At 69.3% G+C, this 14,702-nt stretch carries 12 protein-coding genes; 9 read left to right on the forward strand and 3 right to left on the reverse strand.

All coding sequences use genetic code 11. From position 1 onward, the window contains the following. The first annotated feature begins 1 nt into the window (after position 1). The 5 genes from BDO18943_RS32600 (at position 2) to BDO18943_RS32620 (ending at position 5,089) form a co-directional block, all read left to right on the forward strand. Positions 2–1,099, forward strand: coding sequence for an ABC transporter permease (locus BDO18943_RS32600; RefSeq protein WP_175025526.1), 1,098 nt, complete (start codon positions 2–4; stop codon positions 1,097–1,099). After that, complete coding sequence (locus BDO18943_RS32605) at positions 1,093–1,908, forward strand: ABC transporter ATP-binding protein (protein ID WP_175025527.1); 816 nt, start codon at positions 1,093–1,095, stop codon at positions 1,906–1,908. The genes BDO18943_RS32600 and BDO18943_RS32605 overlap by 7 nt, the downstream gene beginning before the upstream one ends. Before the next feature lie 50 nt (positions 1,909–1,958). Continuing rightward, a complete protein-coding gene (locus tag BDO18943_RS32610) occupies positions 1,959–3,143 on the forward strand; it encodes a c-type cytochrome (protein ID WP_175025528.1) in 1,185 nt (394 codons plus the stop codon). A gap of 37 nt (positions 3,144–3,180) precedes the next feature. Beyond that, positions 3,181–4,134, forward strand: coding sequence for an ABC transporter substrate-binding protein (locus BDO18943_RS32615; RefSeq protein WP_175025529.1), 954 nt, complete (start codon positions 3,181–3,183; stop codon positions 4,132–4,134). A gap of 88 nt (positions 4,135–4,222) precedes the next feature. Further along, positions 4,223–5,089, forward strand: coding sequence for an MOSC domain-containing protein (locus BDO18943_RS32620; protein ID WP_175025530.1), 867 nt, complete (start codon positions 4,223–4,225; stop codon positions 5,087–5,089). An 83-nt stretch (positions 5,090–5,172) separates the two neighbouring features. Here the strand turns inward: BDO18943_RS32620 and BDO18943_RS32625 are convergent, their stop codons facing one another. From BDO18943_RS32625 to BDO18943_RS32635, 3 genes are all read right to left on the reverse strand, one after another. Then, complete coding sequence (locus tag BDO18943_RS32625) at positions 5,173–6,591, reverse strand: sensor histidine kinase (protein WP_175025531.1); 1,419 nt, start codon at positions 6,589–6,591, stop codon at positions 5,173–5,175. A gap of 181 nt (positions 6,592–6,772) precedes the next feature. Beyond that, complete coding sequence (locus BDO18943_RS32630) at positions 6,773–7,453, reverse strand: response regulator (RefSeq protein WP_175025532.1); 681 nt, start codon at positions 7,451–7,453, stop codon at positions 6,773–6,775. Between the two features lie 124 nt (positions 7,454–7,577). Beyond that, on the reverse strand, positions 7,578–8,816 hold the full coding sequence (locus tag BDO18943_RS32635) for a multidrug effflux MFS transporter (RefSeq protein WP_175025533.1): 1,239 nt from the start codon (positions 8,814–8,816) through the stop codon (positions 7,578–7,580). A gap of 102 nt (positions 8,817–8,918) precedes the next feature. On the opposite strand from BDO18943_RS32635, the gene pdxR reads away from it, so the two are divergent. The 4 genes from pdxR (at position 8,919) to BDO18943_RS32655 (ending at position 14,658) form a co-directional block, all read left to right on the forward strand. Continuing rightward, on the forward strand, positions 8,919–10,406 hold the full coding sequence (gene pdxR / locus BDO18943_RS32640; protein ID WP_175025534.1) for a MocR-like pyridoxine biosynthesis transcription factor PdxR: 1,488 nt from the start codon (positions 8,919–8,921) through the stop codon (positions 10,404–10,406). A gap of 218 nt (positions 10,407–10,624) precedes the next feature. Then, positions 10,625–11,725, forward strand: a complete 1,101-nt coding sequence (locus BDO18943_RS32645; protein WP_175025535.1) for an ABC transporter substrate-binding protein — start codon at positions 10,625–10,627, stop codon at positions 11,723–11,725. Between the two features lie 100 nt (positions 11,726–11,825). Then, positions 11,826–13,598 carry an ABC transporter permease gene (locus BDO18943_RS32650; protein ID WP_175025536.1) on the forward strand — a complete coding sequence of 591 codons (1,773 nt, stop codon included), beginning with the start codon at positions 11,826–11,828 and terminating at the stop codon, positions 13,596–13,598. Next, positions 13,591–14,658 carry an ABC transporter ATP-binding protein gene (locus BDO18943_RS32655; RefSeq protein ID WP_043183528.1) on the forward strand — a complete coding sequence of 356 codons (1,068 nt, stop codon included), beginning with the start codon at positions 13,591–13,593 and terminating at the stop codon, positions 14,656–14,658. The genes BDO18943_RS32650 and BDO18943_RS32655 overlap by 8 nt, the downstream gene beginning before the upstream one ends. Positions 14,659–14,702: the final 44 nt, after the last annotated feature.

The raw sequence follows: 14,702 nt of genomic DNA on the forward strand, positions 1-14,702 counted from the left end.
GATGTCGACGATTGAACATCCTTCCTCCGCACGCACCGCGTCGGCCCCTGCCGGCGGCAGTGCCGCTGCATCCGCGGCGCGGCGCGGCGCCTGCACGGCGTGCGAAGCCACGCTCGCCGCCGAAGCCCGGCGCGCACGCACCTGGCCGACCGGCATCGCCGCCGCGCTTGCGTGGGGCGCGCTCGGCGCATTCACGCAACTGTGGCCGAACCGCGTCGTCGGTTTCACCGACTGGGCGTACACGGACGAATTCGCCGTCGGTGCGTGGACGATCGCCGCGCTGCTGCTCGCCGCCGCGACGCTCGGCCATCTCGTCCCCGCGACGCGCACGCGGCTCGCACGCGTGCGCCCAGCCGGCCCGTGGCTCGTCGCGCTGCCGCTCGTGCTCGCCACGTGGGAAATCGTCACCGCGAAAACCGGCTGGCTGCCGACGCCGTTCTTCGCGCCGCCACAAGCGCTGATCGAGGTCTACATCGACGACTGGCCGCGCCTGCTCGGCAGCGCCGGCAATACGCTGAAGCTGCTCGCACTCGGCTTTGCGTACGGCGTCGCGGCCGGTTCCGCAGTCGGCGTCTCGATCGGCTGGTCGCGCCGGATCGGCTACTGGGTGCATCCGGTGCTGCGCGTGCTCGGCCCCGTGCCGGCCACCGCCCTGCTGCCGCTCACGTTCTACTTCTTCCCGTCGAGCTATTCGGCCGCCGCGTTCCTGGTTGCGCTCGCAACCGGCTTCCCGGTCGCGGTGCTCACGTGGTCCGGTGTCGCGAGCGTCAACAAGCAGTATTACGACGTTGCACGCACGCTCGGTGCGAACGCGCGCTTCCTCGTGCTGCGCGTCGCGATTCCGGCCGCGCTGCCGCACGTGTTCGTCGGCATCTTCATGGGGCTGAGCGCGTCGTTCACGGTGCTGGTCGTCGCCGAGATGATGGGCGTCAAGTCCGGGCTCGGCTGGTACCTGAGCTGGGCGCAGGGCTGGGCATCGTACGTGAACATGTATGCGGCGCTGATCGTGATGGCGCTGCTGTTTTCCGGGCTGATCGCGCTGCTGTTCGCGGTGCGCGACCGCATGCTCGCCTGGCAGAAAGGAACCGTCAAATGGTAAGCGCCGCCGTACTCGACTCGTCCGTTGCCGCCGCGCCCGCCGCCACGACGCCGCGCGGCGCGCGCATCGACATCCGCCGCGTGAGCCATGCGTTCGACGGCCCCGGCGGCGCGCTGCCGGTGCTGGATGACGTCACGCTGTCGGTCGCGGCCGGCGAATTCGTCGCGCTGCTTGGCCCGAGCGGCTGCGGGAAATCGACGCTGCTGCGCCTCGTCGCGGGCCTCGACGCCGCGCGGCAAGGCTCGATCGCGCAGGATGGCGTGCCGATCGAACAACCCGATCCGTCGCGCATCGTCGTGTTCCAGGACCCGACGCTGTACCCGTGGCGGCGCGTGCGTGCGAACGTCGCGCTCGGCCTCGAGGCGCGCGGCGTGGCGCGTGCGTCGCAGCATCGCGTCGACGATGCGCTCGCGCGCGTCGGGCTGCAGGAATTCTCGAACGTGTTCCCGCACCAGTTGTCCGGCGGGATGGCGCAGCGGGTCGCGCTGGCCCGCGCGCTCGTCAACGATCCGCGCCTGCTGATTCTCGACGAACCGCTCGGCAAGCTCGATTCGCTGACGCGGCTCACGATGCAGGCCGAGCTCACCGCGCTGTGGCAACGCGACGGTTTCTCCGCGCTGCTCGTCACACACGACGTCGAGGAAGCGCTGTTCCTCGCGCAGCGCGTGATCGTGTTCGGGCCGCGTCCCGCACGGATCGTCGCCGAATTGCACGTCGACCTGCCCTACCCGCGCCATCGCGGCGACCCGCGCCTCGCGGAACTGCGTCACGACGCGCTGCGGCACCTCGGGCTCGATGCGAGCTGGTAGATGCGCAGTGCCGTTCGACGATGGGCCACCGCGCGGCGGGAATGGTGCCGATGAACGCGCCGCCGTTCGCCGACTGGGCGCTCGTGTTTCTGCAAGGGCTGTATCGCGCGCAGATTGCGCTGGCGCGCGTGCTGCATGCGCTCGGGCTGACGGGCGGCGCCGACGGTCAAGCCGCGTGGCCGTGGACCTACCGCATCGCGCTCGAAACGCTGCGCATCGACGCGGGACTCACGCGGCAACTCGCATTCGCCGCCGCTGCGACGGCGCTGGCCGTCGTGCTCGCGGGCATCGCGCTCGCTTCGCGCAAATGGCGTGTCGCGTCGGCGCTCGCCGCGCTGGCCGTTGCGTGGGGCGCGCCGTGGCCGCCGTCGTCGCTGTGGCTCTTGCCCGCCGTGCCGACGAGTTTCCAGCGCGATCCCGCGCCGTTTTCGGTATCGAACGTGATGCGTGGCGCGCACCTGTATGCGCAACACTGCGCGGCGTGCCACGGCGCGGACGGACGCGGCGAAGGGCCGCTCGCGGCCACGCTCTCGCACTGGCCGCCGACCTTCGCCGGCACGCTGCTCCCCCGCCGTCTCGACGGCGAGCTGTTCTGGCGCGTGCGCCACGGCACGCGCGACGAACACGGCGCGTCGACGATGCCCGGCTTCGCCGCGACGCTCGGCCCGCAGGACACCTGGGCCGTGCTCGACTACCTGAAAGCGCTCGCCGCGGGCAGCGGCGCGCAGGCGGAAGGCGCGTGGCCCGTGCCCGTCCCGCTGCCGGCGCTCGACGTGCGCTGCGGCGGCGCCGCGCCCCAACCGCTCGATCGCTGGCGCGAAGGCCAGCGCGTGCGCATCGTCGCGCTCGCGCCGGGCGCGACGCCCCCGCCGGAAGATGCGCGCTGGCAAACCTTGCTCGTCACGGCACGCGGTGCGCCCATGGTGCAAGCGACCGGCGCCGCGCGAGCCGATTGCGTGGCGTCAACGCCCGATGCGTGGCTCGCCTTCGCGACGATCGCCGGCGTGGCGCCGGACGCGTTCGGCGGCACTCAGCTTCTCGCCGATCGCCGTGGCTGGCTGCGGGCGCGCGCGTTGCCGGGCAGCGCCGGCTGGTCGGATGCCGACCTGCTGTGCCGCTCGGACGCCACCGCACGATCGGCCGTACCGGCAGCGAACGGCGATCCGCTGACCGCGCTGCTGCTGCGCGTCGACACGGAACCCGTGCGCGACGTGCAGGCCGGGCTCCCGCATTGAGTGAATCCCTGACCGTTTCTTCCAACCGAACTTCACGATGAATCCGACCCGACGCCATTTCCTCGCGCAAGCGAGCGCTCTCGCCACGATCGCCGCAGCCCCGGCCGCACTGCGCGCGCAATCGGGCACACGACCGCTGCTGCGCGCCGGCGACCAGAAAGGCGGGCTGCGCGCGCTGCTCGAAGCGGCCGGCGAACTGAACGGCCTTGCGTACGACATCGCGTGGACCGAGTTCCCCGCCGCCGCGCCGCTCGCGGAAGCGCTGAACGCAGCCGCCGTCGACTGCGGGCCGATCGGCGACGCGCCGGTGATCTTCGCGCTCGCGTCGGGCGCACGCATCAAGGTGATCGGCGCGAACCGTTCCGACCCATACGGCACGGCGGTGCTCGTGCGGCCCGATGCGGCGCTGAAAGGCGCGGCCGACCTGAAGGGCAAGCGGATCGGCACGACGCGCGGCTCGATCGGCCATTTCGTCACACTGAAGGCGCTCGACGCGGCCGGCCTGCCGCCCGACGCCGTCTCGTTCCGCTTCCTGCCGCCGGCCGATACGATGCTTGCGCTCGCAACCGGCTCGATCGACGCGTGGGCGACCTGGGAGCCCTATACCGCACTCGCCGAAACGAGCGGCCGCGCGCGCGTGCTCGTCAACGGCCGCGGACTGTGGTCGGGCCTCAGCTACATCGCGGCGACCGACGCGGCAATCGCGTCGAAGCGCGACGTGCTGCACGATTTCCTGCGACGCGTCGTGCGCGCGCAGGCATGGTCGTACCGGCACGTCGACGCGTATTCCGCGGCACTCGCGCGCATCATCGGCATTCCGCCGGCAGCCGCCAGGCTGCAGTTCGAGCGCCGCAACACGCGCTGGCTGCCGATCGACGCGACGGTCATCGCCGAACAACAGCGCACGGCCGACTTCTACCTGAAGGCGGGGCTATTGCGCCAGCCGCTCGACGTGCGCACGACGTTCGATCCGGGCTTCCCGCTCGCATGACCGGCCGCGCGACGGTGCGCAGCCGTCCAAACGGCTGCGGCGCGATCTGGCACAATCGCAGTCTCGTCATCCGCCTTCAGCCAGCGTCATGCCAGCCATCGCCGAACTCTTCGTTTACCCGATCAAATCCTGTGCCGGCATCGCGCTGTCGCGCGCGCAACTGCTCGAAACGGGCCTGGCGTACGACCGCCACTGGCTGATCACCGACCCTGCCGGGCAGATGATCACGCAGCGTACACACCCGCGCCTCGCGCTGATCCGCGCCGCGCTCGACAGCGATGCGCTCGTGCTGAACGCGCCGGGCATGCGCGAGATCCGCACGCCGCTCGACGGCGACGTATCGCCCGCCACGCCGAAAATGGCCGCGACCGTCTGGCGCGACACCGTCGACGCGATCGACACGGGCGCCGAAACGGCCGCGTGGCTCACCGAATTCCTCGGCATGCCCACGAAGCTCGCGCGCTTCGGGCCCGACGCGCGCCGCGGCTGCAATCGCAAGTGGACCGGCGAGATCGATACGCACACGCAGTTCGCGGACGGCTACCCGCTGCTCGTGATCGGCCAGTCGTCGCTCGACGACCTGAACGCGCGGCTCGCCGCGAAAGGTGCGCCGGCGATTCCAATGAACCGCTTCCGACCGAACATCGTGGTGTCGGATCTCGCCGCCTATGAAGAGGATTTCGTCGAACATCTCGACACCGAAGGCGCGACGCCCGTGCGGCTGCGTCTCGTGAAGCTGTGCACGCGCTGCCCGATGCCGACGATCGACCAGGTCACCGGCGCGCCCGATCCGGCGTGGCCGCACGAGCCGACCGACACGATGCAGACCTACCGGGCGAACCCGAACTTCGACGGCGAACTGACGTTCGGCATCAACGCGATCGTCGTCGAAGGCGCTGGCACATGGCTCGAAGTCGGCCAGTCGCTGGAAGCGGAGATCGGGTTCGGCGATTGAGCCGGCGCACGGAACCGCTCGCCCCCTTCAATGCCGGGAAGCCGCCACTCACAGCCAGCCGCTTCCCGCATCGCCAACTGCCCTCACGCGGCGCGCTGCGCCGCATCGCCCACCACCGGCAACCGGATCGTCACAACCAGCCCACCACCGGCTGCATCGTCAAGCGTCACGCTGCCCTGATGCACGCGCGCGATCTCGCGCACGATCGACAACCCGAGCCCCGTCCCTTCGACCGTCTGCGTCTTGCTGCCTCGATGGAAGCGCTCGAACACCGCGTCGCGCTCGTCCGCCGGAATGCCCGGCCCGTTGTCGATGACGTCGAGCCGCGCATGCTCGCCATCGCGCGACACGCGCACCGTGATCACCGCGCGGTCGCCCGCATAGCGAATCGCGTTGTCGATCAGGTTGCCGATCATCTCGCCGAGCAGGTCGGACTGCCCGTGCACGTCGAGGTCGGCTTCGTGCTCGAAACCGAGATCGATGTCGCGCGCGCGTGCAACCGGCGACCAGTCGAGCGTCACGCTGCGCGCGAGCCGGTGCAGCGCGACCGGCTTGTGCGCGATCGCATGGCCGCTGTCCGAATCGAGCCGCGACAGCGACAGCAGTTGCTGGACGATCTTCGCGGCCTGACGCACCGCGCCGTTCGCGCGCCGCAGGTGCCCGTTCGCGCGCGGCTGCTCGTCGGGCCGCAGCGCAAGCTCGACGCCGGCCTGCACGGCCGCGAGCGGCGTCTTCAGTTGATGGGCCGCGTCCGCGAAGAAACGGCGCCGTGCGACCTGCATCCGCTGCGTGCGGCCGATGTACTGGTTGATCGACTCGACCAGCGGCGCGAGTTCGCTCGGCATCGCGCCGGTATCGAGCGGCGTCGTATCGTCCTCGCTGCGCGCGGCGACCGTCGCCGACAGCCGGTTCAGCGGCCGCAGCCCGCGCCCGACGCCGAGCCACACGATGCCGAGCGCCAGCACGACCAGCAAGCCTTCCTGCAGCAGCGATCCCACCAGAATTTCGCGCGCGAGCGCCTGGCGGGCCTCGATCGTCTCGCCCACCATCACCCACACGATGCGCGACTGCGCGGTCGGCACGTCGTGCACCGGGATGCGCAGCGCGGCCATCCGCAACTGCTCGCCGCGATAGACGACGTCGTAGTAGCGCGTGACGAACAGCGCGCCGTCGCCCGCGTCGCGCCCCTGCGGCAGCGGCAGGTCCGGATAGCCGGTGATCGTGTGGCCGTTGTCCTCGCGGATCAGGTAGTAGATCTTGCCGCCGTCGCTCGACTCGAGCATTTCGAGCGCGAGATACGGCAGGTCGACCTCGATCTCGCCATCGTTGAGCCGCACGCCTTCGCGGATCGACTTCAGCGACGACGACAGCGTGCGGTCGAACGCGACGTGCGCGGCGTTCATCGCGCGCTGGTACGTGAGCCACGAGTCGAGCGCGAGCAGGCCGAGCAGCGGCAGCAGCAGCCACAGCGCGACCTGGGTGCGCAGGTTCGGGCGGGTCACCGTGCCTCCCGCCGGGCCGTCCCATGGCGCATGGCGGAGCATGCGCGGCGCGCTTCTCCGCGCCCACGCGGTCCGCCGTGAATGACAGGCGTGTCGTTGGCGGGCCGCGAACGTGTCGATCCGGCGCAGCGTGTCAACGCGTACATCGGTCCCGCGCAAAGAGCGTGAGCGCGGCGGCGGTTCATTCCGCCGCCTCCGCCTTCGCTTCGAGCAGATAACCGAGCCCGCGCAGCGTGACGATCGCGATTCCCGTGTTCTCGAGCTTCTTGCGCAGCCGGTACACGTAGATCTCGATCGCATCGGCATTGACCGACTCGTCGAGCCCGAAGATCTTCTCCGACAGCGTTTCCTTGTTGATCGCGCGGCCGTTGCGCAGGATCAGCACCTCGAGCACCGAGCGCTCGCGCGGCGTGAGCGACAGCGGCTCGCCCGCGAGATGGAAGCTGCGGTCGATACTGTCGTACGAAAGCGGCCCGCATTCGACCCGCGAATGCTCGTGGCCGAGGCTGCGGCGGATCAGCGCGCGGGCGCGCGCCTCCAGTTCGGTCAGTTCGAACGGCTTCGCGAGATAGTCGTCGGCGCCGAGATCGAGCCCCTTCACGCGATCCTCGACCGACCCGTGCGCGGTCAGGATCAGCACCGGTACCGGATTGCGGCGCGCGCGCAGCCGCCGCAGCACTTCCAGCCCGTCGAGCTTCGGCAGCCCGAGATCGAGGATCACGAGCGCGTAATCCTGCGTGCGCAGCACGTGGTCGGCCGCCTCGCCGTCCGCCATGTGGTCGACCGCGAAGCGCGCCGCGCTCAGCGCGTCGTTCAGCGACTGGGCGAGGTTCGGATTGTCTTCGACGAGCAGCACACGCATGGGGATTCCGTAAGGTCAGCGACAGGCCGCTACATTACATGATCCTTTCCATGCCGACGCCTCGCGGAAACACTGGTTGCGCCACCGGCGCAAGCGCGCGTCGGCCGGGTCGGCCGACCAACGCTCAGCGTTCGGGGGCGGGCCGGTTCCGTGTCGCGAAGCGTGACCCGTCGCCTGCGCGCCGCCGCTCGCGCAGGCCGACCGCCACGACCAGGAACGCGATGCTCGCGCCGACCGTCACGACGATCATCGGGCGCGCGGTGCCGTCCGACAGCCACGCCAGCACCCCGCCGCACGCGGCCGTGATCGCCATCTGGATAAAGAAGAACAGCCCGGACGCCGTCCCGGCGATCGTCGTGTATGGCTGCATCACCGCGAACTGGCAGGCCGGGATTGCGATCCCGACCGCAATCATCACGAAGAACATCGGGACGACGAGCGCCGCCACCGCCGTCGGCGCGATCGCACCGCCGATCCACAACGCGACGGCGCCGGCCAGATTGACGCCCGCCGCCGCCGCGATGACCGAATCGGCCTTCCAGCGGGTACCGGTCCGCGCGAACACGTTCGAGCCGATCAGGTAGCCGAGCACGGTCAGGCCGAAGATCGCGGCATACACCGGGCCCGATACGCCGCGTTGCCGCTGGAACAGCGTCGACGATTCCGCGATGAACGGATAGTACGTGCAGTACGCGAAACTGATGGCGAGCGAGTAGCGCAGGAAACGGCGATCGCACAGCAGGCTCGCGTACGTCCGCAGGAGCCCCGCGCGCAGCGCCGGCCGCATGTCGCTTTCGCGGGTCTCCGGCAGGTAGCGCAGCACCATCGCCGTCGCGACCACCCCGCCCGCCGCCAGCCATCCGAACACGCCGCGCCACCCGAGCCACTCGGCAACCGCACTGCCGGCCAGCGGCGCAATCACCGGCGACAGCGCCATGCCGGCCGAGATGCGCCCCAGCATCGTGGCCTGCATCGCGGTCGGGAAGCGCTCGCGCACGATCACGCGGCCGATCACCGTTCCGCTGCAGCCGCCCAACGCCTGGAAGATGCGCGCGGCAACGATCGCCGTGATGCTGGTCGACCACGCGCAGGCGACGCTCGCGACCACGTAAAGGCACAGGCCGCCGAGCAGGACGGGACGACGGCCGTAACGGTCGGACAACGGCCCCGACACCAGCATCGACAGCGCATAGCCGACCATGTAGAGGGTCAGCGTGAGCTGCAACTGGGCGTCGGTGCCGTGCAGCGCGTCCGCCATCGCCGGCAACGACGGCAGGTACGCATCGATCGTGACCCGCGGCAGGCACACGACGAGCATCAACAGGAACAGCCAGCCCCACTGGGGTAATGAACGCGTTTTCATGCGGTGAGCCCGTCTCCGGTCGGATTGATGTGGTCAACAGCAATCTAAGGTCAAAGTGATATAAGCTGAAGGGCCATTAAATCCGACACTGACTAGACCACTATGGCGCGAGGCAAAGCCGCGATTCCGCTCGATCTGCCGTGCCCTGCCGGGCTGTCCACGGGCGGTCCGCAGTCGAAGCAGGAGTGCATTGCCGACACGCTGCGCGACGCGATCCTGAAACGCCTGCTGCCCGGCGACAGCCCGCTACCGTCCAGCCGCACCCTCGCCGCACGCTGGGGTGTCGCCCGGGGAACCGTCGAAGCGGCATACGACCGGCTGTGCGCCGAGGGCTACATCGCCCGCACGCAAGGGGCGGGGTCGCGGGTCTGCGCGGTGGTGCCGGACAGCTATTTGCGCGCGGCCGCGCAGTCGCGCGACAACAACCTTCCCCCTTCCGACCCGCGCCCCGCGCCGCCGCGCGCGACCGACGCCGCCGTGCCGGAACAAGGCGTGCGTCCGGGCGTCCCGTTCGTCGCGCGGCTGGCCGATCCCGGCCTGCTGCCGATGCAGCAATGGAAGAAGGCGCTCGGGGCCAGCCTGCTTGCCGCGACGGCGAACGACCTCGGGGCGACGCCGGCGCAAGGCGTCGAGGGCCTGCGCCATGAAATTGCTGCGTACCTGCGGGAATACCGCGGCATCCCGTGCGACGCGGCCGACATCTTCATCACGACCGGCATCCGCCATTCGATCGATCTCGTCGCGCGCACGCTGCTCGCGCCGGGCTCGACGGTGCTGATGGAGGATCCCGGCTATGTGTCGGCGTGGCAGATTTTCACGATCGCGGGCGCGACCGTGATCGACGTGCCGGTCGATCGGGAAGGCATCGACACGGGGGCGCTCGATCGGCATCCCGGCGCGCGTGCGGCCTACGTGACACCCGCCCATCAGGCGCCGCTCGGCGTCACGATGTCGGTGTCGCGCCGGCTCGAACTGCTCGACTGGGCGCAGCGCAACCGCGCGTGGATCATCGAAGACGACTACGACGGCGAATTCAGCTACCAGACCGCCCCGCTGCCCGCGCTGAAATCGCTCGACGCGTGCGATCGCGTGATCTACTGCGGCTCGTTCAACAAGACGTTGTTCTCGGGGCTGCGCATCGGCTTCATGGTCGTGCCGGCGGAACTGCGGCCGGCGCTGTCGGCCGTGTGGCATGCGACCGCGCGCTCGGTCGGCGCGGCGCCGCAGCTGGCGCTGGCCCGCTTCATCGCGCACGGCGATTTTGCGAAACACCTGCGCGCCGCACGGCACGCGTACCGCCAGCGGCGCGACATCGTGCTCGACCAATTGGCGAAACACGCCGCCGGGCGATATACGGTGTCCGGCGAACACGCGGGCTTTCATTTCGTGCTGTGGCTGCCGCCCGGGTTGGACGACGCAACGTACGTCGCGCAGGCCCAGGCGGCCGGCGTCGAATTGCAGCCGATCCGCGGATTCTGTCGAAGCGCCCGGTGCGACGCGGGCGTCGTCGTCGGGTACGCCGCACTGACGGCCGCGCACGCGCGGCATGGCGGCCGGATCCTCGGCAAGCTTCTCGCGCAACCCGCGTAGCCGCCCTCGCCATCGTTGCCGCGCCCGCCGGCAACCCGCCCCCCTCCGTTGCCAGATCGTGCCGCGCGCCGCGAAACGCGCGGCCGCCGCCGCTTCGACCTCGGGAAATCCATGACACAAAGAACACGATTGCGAACCGAAATGAAAGCAGGCTGAAAGTGCGCCGCAATTAACATCCGCTCCACTCGAACAACACCTAGACGTAACTGGAGGAAGACATGCCGTTTGCACCGAAGCACCTCGCCGCCGCGCTGGCGGTCGTTCTGGGCACTGCCGCCGGCAGCGCCGCCGCGCAGGTTCCGGCCGGGTATCCGGGGAATTATCAGGGCGTGATCGACGCCGCGAAGAAGGAAGGCAAGCTGATCGTCTACTCGACGACCGACACGGGCCTCGTGCGTCCGCTGATCAAGGACTTCGAGAGCCTGTACGGCGTAAAGGTCGAATACAACGACATGAACAGCACCGAGCTGTACAACCGCTACATCAGCGAGAACGCAGCGAGCAGCACCAGCGCCGACGTGTTGTGGAGCTCGGCGATGGACCTGCAGGTCAAGCTCGTCAACGACGGCCTGATGGCCCCGTACGACTCGCCCGAAAGCGCGAACGTGCCGCAGTGGGCGCAGTACCAGAAGCTGGCGTACGGCACGACGTTCGAGCCGCTCGCGATCGTCTACAACAAGCGCCTGATTCCCGAGAACGAAGTGCCGAAGACGCGCGCCGACCTGATCAAGCTGCTGACCACGCAGGCCGACAAGTTCAAGGGCAAGGTCACGACCTACGACATCGAGAAATCGGGCGTCGGCTTCAACTACCTGACGCAGGACGCGCACGTGAACGAGAAGGTCACGTGGGAACTCGTGAAGGCGATCGGCGCGACCGGCCCGAAGCTGCAGTCGAGCACGGGCGCGATGATGGAGCGGATCTCGTCGGGCGAGAACCTGATCGGCTACAACATTATCGGTTCGTATGCCTATGCGAAGGCGAAGAAGGACAAGTCGATCGGCTACGTGTTTCCGAAGGACTACACGCAGGTCGTGAGCCGTCTCGCCACGATCTCGAAGAAGGCGAAGAACCCGAACGCCGCGAAGCTGTGGGTCGACTACCTGCTGTCCAAGCGCGGCCAGACGCTGATCGCGAACCAGGCGAACCTGTACGCGATCCGTACGGACGTGACCGGCGAAACGTCGGCCGCGAGCCTCACGAGGGAACTCGGCGATTCGCTGAAGCCGATCCAGATCGGCACCGGCCTGCTCGTCTATCTCGACCAGTCGAAGCGCCTCGCTTTCCTGAAGCAATGGCAGCAGGCGATCAAGCGCTGATCCGCTGACTGCCGGCCGCCCGCCGCACACGGCGCGGGCGGCCCCTTCCCCTTACCGACTTCCTTGAGGCGGCCATCCGGATGGCCGCAGGGGCGAACTCATGCTTTCAACCAGCACCCGCGGAACGGCACCGGCCGTGCCGCCCACCACCGGCCCGCGCGACGCGATTCCCGCGCTGCCGGCCAACGGCCTGCAGCCGCTCGCCGGCATACTGCGCTGGATCGTCGTCGCGGTACTGACCGTCGCGGTCGCGCTGCCGCTCGGCTTCATCCTGTTCCAGAGCCTGCTGTCCGCGCCGTTCTTCGACGCAAACAAGACGCTCGGCATCGAAGGCTTCCGCTTCATCTTCAGCGATCCCGACTTCTGGTCGGCCGTGAAGAACTCGTTCATCATCGCCGGCGGGATGCTGTTCATCTCGATCCCGCTGGGCGGCATCCTCGCGTTCCTGATGGTGCGCACCGATCTGCCCGGCCGCCGCTGGCTCGAACCGCTGCTGCTCACGCCGGTGTTCGTGTCGCCGATGGTGCTCGCGTTCGGCTACGTGGTCGCGGCCGGCCCGGTGGGCTTCTACTCCGTGTGGTTCAAGGAACTGTTCGGAATGCAAAGCGTGCCCTGGAACGTGTACTCGATCTTCGCGATCACGGTGATCGTCGGCCTCACGCACGTGCCGCACGTGTACCTGTACTCGTCGGCCGCGCTGCGCAACCTCGGCTCGGATGTCGAGGAAGCCGCGCGCGTGACGGGCGCCCGCCCGTTCCGCGTCGCGCTCGACGTCAGCCTGCCGATGACGATGCCCGCGCTGCTGTTCGCCGGCGTGCTCGTGTTCTTCCTCGGCTTCGAAGTGTTCGGGCTGCCGCTCGTGCTCGGCGATCCGGAAGGCCACCTCGTGCTCGCGACCTACCTGTACAAGCTGACCAACAAGCTCGGCGTGCCGTCGTATCACCTGATGGCCGCGGTCGCCGTGTGCATCGTCGCGATCACGTTCCCGCTCGTGCTGCTGCAGCGCCGGCTGCTGAAAACCGCCAACCGCTTCGTCACCGTCAAGGGCAAGGCCGGCCGCGCGACGGTGCTGCCGCTCGGCGTATGGCGCTGGGTCGCGCTCGCGATCGTCGCGCTGTGGCTGATGCTGACCGTGATCGTGCCGATCTCGGGCATCGTGCTGCGCGCGTTCGTGACCAACTGGGGCGAAGGCGTCGCGCTCGCCGAAGTGCTGACGCTGTCGAACTTCATCGAGCTGTTCGAGCAGGACAACCTGGTGCGCGCGATCGTCAACACGCTCGGCATCGGCGTGATCGGCGGCGCACTCGCGATCGGCTTCTACTCGCTCGTCGCGTTCGCCGGCCACCGCCGCCCCGACTGGGCGACCAAGCTGCTCGACTATCTCGTGCTGCTGCCGCGCGCGGTGCCGGGCCTGCTCGCCGGCCTCGCGTTCCTGTGGATCTTCCTGTTCGTGCCCGGCCTGCGCGAGCTGAAGAACTCGATGTGGAGCATCTGGATCGCGTACACGGTCGTGTGGCTCGCGTACGGGATGCGGCTCATCCAGAGCGCGCTGCTGCAGGTCGGCCCCGAGCTCGAGGAAGCCGGCCGCAGCGTCGGCGCGACGCGCAGCCGCGTGTCGCTCGACGTGACGCTGCCGCTCGTGCGTTTCGGCCTGCTCGCCGCGTGGCTCCTGATCTTCATGATCTTCGAGCGCGAATACTCGACGGCCGTCTACCTGCTGTCGCCCGGCACCGAAGTGATCGGCGCGCTGCTCGTGTCGCTGTGGGCGACCGGCGCCGTCGACCAGGTCGCCGCGCTCTCTGTCATCAACATTGCGATGGTCGGCGCCGGTCTCGGCGTGGCCCTGCGTTTCGGAGTGAAACTTCATGGATAAGCTCATCGTCGACGACCTGCACCTCAGCTACGGCGCCAACCCGATCCTCAAGGGCGTGTCGTTCGAACTGAAGGCCGGCGAAGTCGTGTGCCTGCTCGGCGCGTCGGGCAGCGGCAAGACCACGCTGCTGCGCGCGGTGGCCGGCCTCGAACAGCCGTCCGACGGGCGTATCCAGCTCGACGACCGCGTGTTCTTCGACGGCGCGCAGCGCGTCGACCTGCCCGTCGAGCAGCGCTCGCTCGGCCTCGTGTTCCAGTCGTACGCGCTTTGGCCGCACCGCACCGTCGCCGACAACGTCGGCTACGGGCTGAAGCTGCGCCGCGTCGCGCCGGCCGAACAGAAGCGCCGCGTGCAGACCGCGCTCGACCAGCTCGGCCTCGGCCATCTCGCGGCACGCTTTCCGCATCAGTTGTCGGGCGGTCAGCAGCAGCGCGTCGCGATTGCGCGTGCGCTCGTCTACAACCCGCCGGTGATCCTGCTCGACGAGCCGCTGTCGAACCTCGACGCGAAGCTGCGTGAAGAAGCGCGTGCCTGGCTGCGCGAGCTGATCGTGTCGCTCGGGCTGTCGGCCCTGTGCGTGACGCACGACCAGACCGAGGCGATGGCGATGTCCGACCGCATCCTGCTGCTGCGCAACGGCCGCATCGAGCAGGAAGGCACGCCGGCCGAGTTGTACGGCGCACCGCGCTCGCTGTACACGGCCGAGTTCATGGGCAGCAACAACCGGATCGATGCGCGCGTCGCGGCGATCGATGGTGAATGCGTGACGCTCGCGGGCGACGGCTGGGAAATCCGCGCACTTGCACGCGACACGCTCGCGCCGGGCCAGGACGCGCAGGCCGTGATCCGCCTCGAACGCGTGCAGGTCGCCGATGGCCCGGGCGCGAATCGGCTGCAGGCCGACCTCGTCACGTCGATGTATCTCGGCGACCGCTGGGAATACCTGTTCCATTGCGGCGACATGCGCCTGCGCGCGTTCGGCCACATGCCGCGCGCAGCGGGCAAGCACTGGATCGAATTTCCGACCAACGACTGCTGGGCGTTCGCGAAAGCGGGCTGACCCGCGCGGCGGCCCGCTCGCCGCCGCACATGCACGCCGCGCGC

Source organism: Burkholderia aenigmatica (assembly GCF_902499175.1).
GTDB classification, from domain to species: Bacteria; Pseudomonadota; Gammaproteobacteria; order Burkholderiales; family Burkholderiaceae; genus Burkholderia; species Burkholderia aenigmatica.